Annotated in this window: 15 protein-coding genes; 12 read left to right on the top strand and 3 right to left on the bottom strand. The window is 47.8% G+C overall.

Annotation, left to right across the window (positions count from 1 at the left end):
• Positions 1–104 precede the first annotated feature (104 nt).
• From ACFYU8_RS30770 to ACFYU8_RS30745, 6 genes are all read left to right on the top strand, one after another.
• Positions 105–1,307 carry a serine hydrolase domain-containing protein gene (locus ACFYU8_RS30770; RefSeq protein WP_390306930.1) on the top strand — a complete coding sequence of 401 codons (1,203 nt, stop codon included), beginning with the start codon at positions 105–107 and terminating at the stop codon, positions 1,305–1,307.
• Positions 1,308–1,327: 20 nt separating this feature from the next.
• The gene (locus ACFYU8_RS30765) at positions 1,328–2,434 is read left to right on the top strand and encodes a threonine aldolase family protein (RefSeq protein WP_390306932.1); all 1,107 of its coding nucleotides are present in this window, start codon (positions 1,328–1,330) and stop codon (positions 2,432–2,434) included.
• A 91-nt stretch (positions 2,435–2,525) separates the two neighbouring features.
• Positions 2,526–3,008, top strand: coding sequence for a GNAT family N-acetyltransferase (locus ACFYU8_RS30760; RefSeq protein ID WP_390306934.1), 483 nt, complete (start codon positions 2,526–2,528; stop codon positions 3,006–3,008).
• Positions 3,009–3,069: 61 nt separating this feature from the next.
• Positions 3,070–3,654 (top strand): TetR/AcrR family transcriptional regulator, encoded by a 585-nt coding sequence (locus ACFYU8_RS30755; RefSeq protein WP_390306936.1) that lies wholly within the window; start codon positions 3,070–3,072, stop codon positions 3,652–3,654.
• Between the two features lie 104 nt (positions 3,655–3,758).
• Positions 3,759–4,094: a DMT family transporter gene (locus ACFYU8_RS30750; RefSeq protein ID WP_390306938.1), complete on the top strand. Its 336-nt coding sequence runs from the start codon at positions 3,759–3,761 to the stop codon at positions 4,092–4,094.
• A gap of 19 nt (positions 4,095–4,113) precedes the next feature.
• On the top strand, positions 4,114–4,428 hold the full coding sequence (locus ACFYU8_RS30745) for a DMT family transporter (RefSeq protein ID WP_390306940.1): 315 nt from the start codon (positions 4,114–4,116) through the stop codon (positions 4,426–4,428).
• Between the two features lie 65 nt (positions 4,429–4,493).
• On the opposite strand, the gene ACFYU8_RS30740 is transcribed toward ACFYU8_RS30745, so the two are convergent.
• Positions 4,494–4,658 (bottom strand): response regulator transcription factor, encoded by a 165-nt coding sequence (locus ACFYU8_RS30740; protein ID WP_390307009.1) that lies wholly within the window; start codon positions 4,656–4,658, stop codon positions 4,494–4,496.
• Positions 4,583–5,038, bottom strand: coding sequence for a nitrogen regulation protein NR(II) (locus ACFYU8_RS30735; RefSeq protein WP_390306942.1), 456 nt, complete (start codon positions 5,036–5,038; stop codon positions 4,583–4,585). The genes ACFYU8_RS30740 and ACFYU8_RS30735 overlap by 76 nt, the downstream gene beginning before the upstream one ends.
• Before the next feature lie 191 nt (positions 5,039–5,229).
• Here ACFYU8_RS30735 and ACFYU8_RS30730 point away from each other — a divergent pair, with 191 nt between their 5' ends.
• From ACFYU8_RS30730 to ACFYU8_RS30705, 6 genes are all read left to right on the top strand, one after another.
• Complete coding sequence (locus ACFYU8_RS30730) at positions 5,230–5,583, top strand: hypothetical protein (protein WP_390306944.1); 354 nt, start codon at positions 5,230–5,232, stop codon at positions 5,581–5,583.
• A gap of 35 nt (positions 5,584–5,618) precedes the next feature.
• The gene (locus ACFYU8_RS30725; protein WP_390306946.1) at positions 5,619–6,122 is read left to right on the top strand and encodes a DinB family protein; all 504 of its coding nucleotides are present in this window, start codon (positions 5,619–5,621) and stop codon (positions 6,120–6,122) included.
• A gap of 213 nt (positions 6,123–6,335) precedes the next feature.
• On the top strand, positions 6,336–6,974 hold the full coding sequence (locus tag ACFYU8_RS30720) for a nitroreductase family protein (protein WP_390306948.1): 639 nt from the start codon (positions 6,336–6,338) through the stop codon (positions 6,972–6,974).
• A gap of 20 nt (positions 6,975–6,994) precedes the next feature.
• Complete coding sequence (locus ACFYU8_RS30715; protein WP_390306950.1) at positions 6,995–7,945, top strand: ring-cleaving dioxygenase; 951 nt, start codon at positions 6,995–6,997, stop codon at positions 7,943–7,945.
• Entirely contained in the window at positions 7,942–8,553 is a 612-nt protein-coding gene (locus ACFYU8_RS30710; RefSeq protein ID WP_390306952.1) for an alpha/beta hydrolase, read from the top strand. The genes ACFYU8_RS30715 and ACFYU8_RS30710 overlap by 4 nt, the downstream gene beginning before the upstream one ends.
• A gap of 277 nt (positions 8,554–8,830) precedes the next feature.
• Positions 8,831–9,115: a helix-turn-helix domain-containing protein gene (locus ACFYU8_RS30705; RefSeq protein ID WP_390306954.1), complete on the top strand. Its 285-nt coding sequence runs from the start codon at positions 8,831–8,833 to the stop codon at positions 9,113–9,115.
• Here the strand turns inward: ACFYU8_RS30705 and ACFYU8_RS30700 are convergent.
• Positions 9,050–9,187 carry a DUF6973 domain-containing protein gene (locus ACFYU8_RS30700; RefSeq protein ID WP_390306956.1) on the bottom strand — a complete coding sequence of 46 codons (138 nt, stop codon included), beginning with the start codon at positions 9,185–9,187 and terminating at the stop codon, positions 9,050–9,052. The genes ACFYU8_RS30705 and ACFYU8_RS30700 overlap by 66 nt on opposite strands.
• Between the last annotated feature and the right edge of the window lie 270 nt (positions 9,188–9,457).

Genomic DNA, 9,457 nt, shown 5'->3' with positions numbered 1-9,457 from the left:
GTCTTATCAAATGCGAGTAGCTTCGGCCAAAGCAGACACAGAGAAGCAGGAAGCAAACAAAAGAGGTGTAGACTTTTACAATCTTTTGGCAACGGGGTTAAGGGATGGGCAAGGGAGCATTTTCACCAGACAGACTCGGACGCATGCATGACAGGCTGAGTGACTATGTCGAGCGCGGAGAACTGCCAGGACTGGTCTCGCTGGTTTATCGTAAAGGTGAAGTGCATGTCGATGCGATTGGCACGCAATCACTAGAAGGCGGTGAACCGATGCGGCGTGACACGATTTTTCGCATCGCTTCCATGACGAAGCCGATTGTTGCCGTAGCCGCCATGATTTTGGTGGAGGAATGTCGGCTGCGGTTGGATGAGGGTGTGGATCGATGGCTGCCGGAACTCAGTCAGCGCCAGGTGTTGCGTAGAATCGATAGTACGCTGGATGACACTGTACCAGCCAAGCGCCCGATTACGTTGCGCGATTTGCTTACCTTTCAGTTAGGATTTGGCATCGTCATAGCTCCTCCGGATATGTATCCCATCCAACGCGCTATGGCAGAAAAGGGATTCGTCCCTGGACCGAACCTCCCCACACAATCACCAGATGAGTGGATGAAACAGCTCGGAAGCTTGCCCCTGGTCTACCAGCCGGGCGAATCTTGGATGTATCATACAGGATCGGACGTGTTGGGAGTGCTTATTTCACGCGTAACCGGACAATCCTTAGAAGCATTTCTGCAAGAACGTATTTTTGAGCCGCTTGGCATGAAGGATACCGGATTTCATGTGCCGTCGGAAAAGCTGGATAGGCTGCCACCGAGCTACATCAGTGATTACACCAATGGAGGACTAAAGGTTTACGATGATCCGAGAACGGGTCAGTGGAGTAAGCCGCCAGTTTTCCAGTCAGGTGGAGGAGGGCTTGTCTCTACCGTGGACGATTATTTGGCGTTTTGCCAGATGATGCTGAACAAGGGACGTTACGGACGTGAGCAGATTTTGTCCCGTCCATCGATAGAACTGATGACGATGGATCATCTGACAGCGCAACAGAAGGCAGATTCCCACGTTTTCTTCGGTGGGCATAGCAGTTGGGGCTTCGGGATGGCCATAAACATAAGGCGTTATGATCTGTGGACGGTGCCTGGGCGATTTGGCTGGGGCGGTGGTTTCGGAACGTCAGCCTACACAGATCCACAGGAAGAAATGATTGGCATTCTCTTGACGCAGCGTCTGATGGATTCACCACAACCACCGGGTGCTTTTCTTGATTTTTGGACCTCTGCCTATCAAGCGATTGAAGATGAGTAAGAAAAAGGAGCCCTGCCAAAATGAGCGATACGAAAACCTTGAAGGAAGTATTTAAAAAGACCACTTATCAAATCGCCGGGCACAGTAAGAGAGACCTCCATCAATTGCAGCAGGTCCTGTCCAGGGTGGATGGGAATGTGGAGGGCGATATGTATGGAACCGGCGAACTTATCGAGAGTTTCCAGCGTAAGATGGCCGAATATTTGGGCAAAGAGTCTGCCGTGTTCTTTCCCAGCGGTACGATGGCCCAACAAATTGCGGTACGCATCTGGTGCGATGAGAAGGGAATCAAAAAGGTCGCCTATCATCCGCTCTGCCACTTGGAGATTCACGAGGAGGATGGGCTCAAGGAGCTGCATCAGATCGAGTCTGTCTTGCTGGCGGATAAAGACAGAGTGATTGAATTGGACGATGTTCTCGGCATGGAAGACGATATCGCGTGCCTGTTGCTGGAATTGCCGCAGCGTGAGATTGGCGGACAGCTGCCCGCGTATGAGGATTTGGAGGCGATCTCCCGTTATTGTCGGGAAAAAGGAATTCGGCTGCATCTGGATGGTGCCCGGCTTTTGGAAATTTTGCCATTTTACCAGAAGTCAGCCGATGAGGTATGCGCCTTGTTCGATAGCGTGTACGTTTCCTTTTACAAAGGGATAGGCGGAATTGCCGGAGCGATCCTGGCTGGGGATGAAGACTTCACGAAGCAATCGAAGGTATGGAAAAGACGCCATGGCGGTGACCTGATTAGTTTGTACCCGTATATTGTCACGGCAGAATACCATTTTGAGCAGAGAAAACATAAATTCAGTCAATATTACGAGGATGCAAAAGAGCTGGCGGGATTCTACAACCAATGCCATGCGATATCTACGAGACCAGCCGTGCCTGTATCCAATATGTTTCATGTGCACGCAGATTTGCCGAAAGAAGAGCTCGAGCGTATCATGGTCTCACTTTGTGATGAGACAGGGATTGGCTTCACGCATTATGCGAAACAAGAAGACGAAACTTCTAGCTCGTATGAGGTGAGTGTTGGGGATCGGTATGCGATGATCCCGAAGGAAGAGCTAGCGTTGGCGTTTGAAAGGCTGAATCAAAAAATAGTGGAGCAGAGATCAAAAGCCGAGTAAATGAATCGATTTCGGGGCGGGGGCAGTCTGGAGTTTACGGATTCATACCGGATTGCCTCGCATTTTTCCGAAAGAAGAGAAAGGAACCGTTATGTTCGTCATCAGACCGTATGAAAAAAGTGACTATACTTCGATACAGGCTTACCATTTGCCGAAAGAACAAGCGATCTACACGACTATGCCAGTCGACGTAATCGAAGCTTCTCAAAGCAATTCCGATCAGCAGCCCTATGTGGTTTTTGACCAAGGCCAACTAATCGGCTGCTTTGCCTTATTCACACCACACACAGGCAATCCCTACACACCAAATGAGCAGGCGATTATTTTCAAATCATTCTCGATCGATTCCCGCCATCAAAAGAAGGGCTACGCTTTGCGAGTATTCCAGGGCTTGGCTCACATCGCGAGAGAGCATTACCTAGAGCGAAATGAAATCGTGTTGACGGTTCATCATACGAATACGCCAGCGATCCAACTGTATAAAAAGGCGGGGCTAGTCGATCAAGGATGGAGATTTGCGGGCGAGTATGGCGAGGAGCTGATTTTTCATCTGGATTTGACAATATCCGCTTGAATGGATAAAATGAATGACAGTCAGTCATTTATTATCGTTCGGGTAAAAGGAGGGAAGCTACTTGGCTGTCGGCAAAGACGATAAATATTCCAAAATCCTAAACGCAGCTATCGAGATCATATCGGAAAAAGGGCTGGATAAGACGTCCATATCCGATATCGTGAAAAAAGCAGGGATTGCCCAAGGGACGTTTTACTTGTACTTCCCATCCAAAATGGCACTGGTCCCAGCGATTGCGGATAATCTGCTGTCAATCACATTCCAGCGGATCAATGATAAGCTGCAAGGGAAAAATGATATGGAGAATGTTCTCGAAGTGTTAATTGATGAGACCTTTTCCTTTACGGATGAATATAGGGATGTCATCATCCTTTGTTATTCCGGATTTGCACTTGATAATTCATTGGAGACATGGGGAACGATCTACAAGCCTTTTTATGAATGGCTGGAAGGCATCCTCGTGAAAGCGATCAACGATAAAGCCATCCTGAGTGAGATTGATGTAAAATGGACGGCAAAAATCATTATTACGCTCATCGAAAATACATCAGAACGCTATTACAGCAGTGATCAGAAGAATGCTGCGCCAGATGAATATAAAGCGGAAATCCTTCGTTTTTGCAAAAGAGCATTAGGAATCCAGTAAAGAAGTATTGGAGCACATCCAATTCTTTTTTATTTGGGGGAAAATGACTGACGTTCATTCATTCTTAAGTACAACAAGATGAAAACAACGAAGAGGTGATCATCATGGCATGGTTTTATTTAATTATTGGCGGAATGATCGAAATCGCTTGGGCATTGGGACTGAAGTTTTCGGACGGGTTTACAAAGCCTGTTGTGAGTGTCGTCACGGTTCTGTTGATCGTAACCAGCTTCTACTTTTTTGCTCAGGCGATGAAGCGAATTCCGGTCGGAACTGCGTATGCGATTTTCACGGGGATTGGTGCAGCGGGAACGGCCGTTGTGGGATTTATGTTCTTGGGTGAGGATGTATCTTTCTTGAAAATCTTTTTTATCCTGTTGCTACTCACGTGCCTTATTGGATTGAAGCTATCGAGCAAGCCAGAAGAAGAGAACGCATAACAACTTGGAGGTGGACAGCATGGCATGGGCGATGTTGATTATCGCTGGTTTCGCAGAAATTGGTGGAGTGATTTCGTTAAAGCTGACCGAAGGATTTACCAAATGGAAGCCAATGGTTGCCTGTTTGATTTTCGCAAGTATTAGCTTTTATTTGCTATCGACTGCTGTACAGACGCTCCCGGTCGGAACAGCTTATGCTGTGTGGACGGGAATTGGCTCAGCAGGAAGTGTGTTGGTAGGGATGTTGTTTTTCAAAGAGTCGAGGGACAGGAAGCGGATTCTATTCATAACAGGGATTGTCATCAGTATTGTTGGTTTGAAGTTCATCGCGTAATGATAGCTAAAAGCCCCTTTCTAGCAGCGCGTAGCTGTAAGAAGGGGGCTTTTGGCTGGGCAATTTCATTGATTAGCCTGTACGCCAAATCGGGTAAACAATTGCCAGATCAGCTCTCGTCTGCTGGACACTCCGGTTTTTACGAAGATGGATTTTAAATGATCCTGAACCGTATAAGCGGAGATGTGCAGTGTGCGTGCGAGCTCCTTCGTGGAAGCGCCGCGGACAATCTGGTCGTGAGTATTTGCTTCTCTCGTATTGACAGTCCATACGCTTCGGCGATGAGAGGCAGCATATCAGCGGGTTTTGCGGGGCCGAACAATACAGCCAAGTGGACCGTACTGCTTTGGCTGTTCATGGGGCTTGCCTGGATCGTCATGTAAGGGCCATCTGGCATGCGAATGCAGACTTTTGCCATGGTTGTCGTGTGACCCGATTCTGCCAGCTGGGAGAGTGCCCGCGAACAAACCGCTCGCACTGGTCGAGGCAAGGTATCGCGATCAATCGACTCCCATTGGCGCAGCAGGGACAGCCATTTTTCCGCTGTGGGATTGGCAGCGAGCAAGGTGAACTGATCCGACAGCATCAATATCCCCATCTCTTCTTCCATCCACGCATTCTCCTCAGCAGGTAAAGACAGACTCGTCTTTAGAGGGCAAGCTCGTTGATTTTGGACCGGAGCTGGGAAAAAAGCATGCGTATCGCTTCCCATTTTCCGATCAGCAAACATTGGCACGCACCTTGGATGTCCCCACAGTTTCTACACGACTTTGTTTTGATCTGGATGGGATGACGAGAGTGGTGGCAGGCCTGAGGAGTATTGGAGTCTGCCAATTACTCCATCAACCAAAAGTACGGAAAGCCACGATTGAAGCGTTTGGGCGTTGGAAAATGGGGGATGATCGGTTTGCCATCAAGGTAGAAGCACGGGGAAAACGGGGATATGGCGAGGCGACAGTAGAGTGTCTGCTTTACGGGCGCGATCAGTCCAAAATGACCGCAATGATGGCGTCTGCCGTAGCAAAATCGCTGTATGAAGAGGCGTTTCCTCCAGGAGTCCACCACATGGAACAACTGTTTTCATTAGAAAAAATGAATCTTTGGCTGGAGCAGGAAGCATCACTGACCATATTTGTCAGGGAAGTCGGCCTATGATAGAGCTACCGACGAACCACAGAGGGGGCTTTATCATGACACACTATGCCAAAACGATGTGCGATTTTAATGCCTGGGCGAATCAGACGTTAATCAAGCGCTTGAAGGAACTTCCGGAAGGCGTTTACGAGCAGGAAATCCAAAGCGTTTTCCCAACACTAGCTAAAGTGATGGAGCATATTTATTTCGTCGACCAAGGCTGGCTTCTCATATTGCAGGGTATGGACATGCAGACGGCATTGAATGAGGCATGGCAGAAGGAAAAGGAATTAACGGGAAAAAGCTTGGAGGAAGTAGAGCAGATGTATGCAGAGCTGGTCGAGCAATTTAGAGCTTTTCTCAGCCAAGAAGAAGATTTGGAGCGTCGCATTGTCCTTGATAATCCATACACGAGAGTACGCGATACGAGCTTGGCAGAAATAATCATGCAAGTGGCCAACCACGGAACGTATCATCGTGGAAACATAACGGCGATGCTGCGTCAAATGGGGTATCCTTCTGTCATGACCGATTATGCGCTTTACTGGTACGCCAACTGATAAGAGTCTGGGGCTGGAAGAGATTTCATTTTTCTGGCCCTCAGGTTGTTGACAAGTGAGAATTTTGGTCCTATAATTATCTTAAATTTAAGATATTCATTTTCGTAACACCGTCATCCTACTTCCCCAAGCAGGTGCATTTTTAAACATTATTATCTTTAATTTAAGATATTAAAAAATGAATGAGATAGAAAAAATCGAGGAGGAAGTCCCATGAGTGAATTCACTACCCTTGTAAAAAATAGAAGATCCGCAAACAAGTTTCTAACTGACGTAACGATAACACCTGCTGAGATCGATGAAATCATGTCGCTGGTCAAATTCGCTCCATCTGCATTCAATTTGCAGCATGCCCATTATGTAGTGATCATCGATCCAGAAGCAAAAGAGCGTGTATATGAAGCGGCATATAGACAATATAAGGTAAAAACCGCGTCAGCAGTGGTGCTGGTGTTTGGAGACAAGGAAGCGTACCAAAGTGTAGAGCGCATCAATGAAGGTCTTCTTCATTTAGGGATCATGGATCAACGCGAGTATGACCACAACAATTCTTCGGTCAGAGCGATGCACGAGTCCGGTGGAGAGCAGTTCAAGCGCGATGAAGCGATCCGCAATGCTAATTTATCCGCAATGCTGTTCATGCTCGCTGCGAAGGATAAAGGCTGGGATACTTGCCCGATGATTGGATTCGATCCAGCAGCCGTCCAAGAGATAGCAAAGGTTCCGGACAGCTTTGTGCCAGCATTGATGATCACGATTGGGAAAGAAGATACATCCAGCCAACGAGTCAGAGGGTATCGCAAGCCCGTTGGAGAGTTCGTGAGCTACAACACATTCCAGGCAAGTAAATAATGTAGAGGAGGCTATTCAAAATGACACAACAAACAGCAGGGATTCACCATATCACGGCTTTTGTCACAAGCGCCCAAAATAACGTTGATTTTTATGCAGGGTTTCTCGGATTGCGCATGGTGAAAAAAACGATCAACTTCGATGCGCCAGATGTATATCACCTGTACTTCGGGAATGAGGTCGGCAGTCCAGGTACGGCGATCACCTTTTTCCCGTGGGAAACTGGTCGCCGCGGACGCGTAGGCGGTGGGCAGGTGGGCTATACCACTTTCTTGATTCCAATGGGGGCGTTTTCCTTCTGGGAGGATCGACTGAAAAAATTCGGAATCGAGTACCGCCGTGTGGAGCGTTTTAACGAGATGTATCTGCAATTTACGGACAGAGATGGCTTACAGCTGGAGATCGTGGAACGTGAAGGCGGTCCAGCGAGCAAATGGTCCTTTGGCGGAGTGCCAGCTGACAAGGCGATTAAAGGCTTCGGCGGAGCGATCCTGTACAGCATGGCTCCAGCCCACACCATGGACGTTCTCGAGAGACTGATGGGACTGACCAGAGTCGGCGAAGAAAACGGACTTGTCCGGTTCCAGGCTCACGGCGATTTGGGCAATATCATTGACGTGAATGCCGAGCCAATGCCAAGAGGAGCAGGTGGCGCAGGGACGATCCACCATATCGCATGGCGTGCTACAGACGATCAGGATCATCAGCAGTGGCAGCAGCGTGCGGCTCAGTCCGGTCTTCAGCCGACAGATATTATCGACCGTCAATATTTCAATGCTATCTACTTCCGCGAGCCGGGCGAAATTTTGTTTGAGATTGCGACCGATCCTCCGGGCTTTGAACGAGATGAGCCATTTGACACATTGGGTGAAAAACTGATGCTCCCTGAGTGGTATGAGCCGCATCGTGCCCAGATTGAGCAAGGCTTGCCACCGATTACAGTCAGAGTGTTGGAGGAAGATCAATCATGAAGCACATTTTTCGAAAAGGAACCGATGTAGAAGCACCGACACTGTTGCTGCTTCATGGAACAGGGGGAGATGAAAACGACCTCTTGCCACTGGCCGATCGTATCTATCCAGGCGCTTCTGTTCTGAGCGTCCGTGGGAATGTTCTCGAAAACGGCATGCCACGATTTTTCCGACGCTTAGCTGAGGGTGTTTTTGACGAAGAGGATTTGGTCTATCGTACGCAGGAGCTGCATGAGTTTTTGGATCAGGCAGCGGTCACGTATCAGATCGAGCGAGACAATATCGTGGCAGTCGGTTATTCGAACGGGGCAAATATTGCAGGTAGTCTCTTGTTCCATTACCCGAATCCGTTAAAAGGGGCGATTCTCTACCATCCAATGGTTCCATGCCGAGGGATTGCTTTGCCAGATATGCCAGCCATCCCGGTGTTTATCGGAGCGGGCACGAATGATCCGATCTGTACTGCACAAGAGACAGAGGAGCTGAACCGACTACTGACAGAGGCAGGTGCTGACGTGACCGTGCATTGGGATTCGTATGGTCATCAGCTGACAGTGAAGGAAGTAGAGGCTTCGGCCGCGTGGTTTAAAGAGATGTTTCGTAAATAATTGTTGAGTAACCGAAGTGTAGCTCAAGTCCCAATCGCCTGGTTCTGGGGGCGGGAGCGCTGGGTAGCGCCGCAAAGTTCCCGACCAAAGGCAGGCCGTAGGAACGATAGTCACACTGTGAGTGTCAAGGGATCTTGCTATGTCGAATGTATCCGTTAGCCTAATTACAAATTAAGGAAGAGGGGAAAGGTAAATATTTACATACACCAGAGCTTTCTGTAAAATACAGGAAGATTTGGTGTTTCTTTTGTTATTGCTAAGGAGGAGTAGGTTTAATATGGGGCAAGGCAAGACAGTTCAACGATCGTTACGTTCAGAAGTTGAGCATCACCTAAAAGAGCGTGGTTACACACTGACTAAACTTGGCGAGATAACAGGTATTAATCAGGGAGTACTGAGCGATATTTTAAATCGAACTCCTTCTCGGGCTATGACGATTGGCCATCTGGATAAACTTGCTGTAGCTTTTAATCAAGCCCCTGGATCCTATCACTGTCTATCCCTCTTGTGCTGCTTTGTATCGTCCTTCTTCATTATTGTGTATATCCATTTTATATGTTAAAGATTTTTTGTTTTGATAGGAAGCACCATCTTCGTGTGCACTCGTCCACTTTTCTGCCCAACTATCATTCACTGCTCATACTATCCACATATTCCATAGTGCATGTCGAAAAGCATCTGATTCTTCATCAGTATCATTTCTACCGAAAGCTAGTTCTTATAATTCCATGCCCCTTTCCCTGCCATAAGAGCTTTAAATCCTTTTGACGGCGATTGATCATACAATGCCTGCTCTTTTGGATTAAGTGTAACTACTCCATCAGCATAATCATAGAAATCATCCCAATCACCATCAGAGCTTGGAGCCAGGTTCTTTATATTTTTGTTATCCTCGTTGTATATT

Source organism: Brevibacillus sp. NPDC003359 (genome assembly GCF_042878995.1).
Taxonomy (GTDB): Bacteria; Bacillota; Bacilli; order Brevibacillales; family Brevibacillaceae; genus Brevibacillus.
The sequence above is the reverse complement of the archived record's forward strand: the minus strand, read 5'-3'. Positions and strand labels throughout refer to the sequence as shown.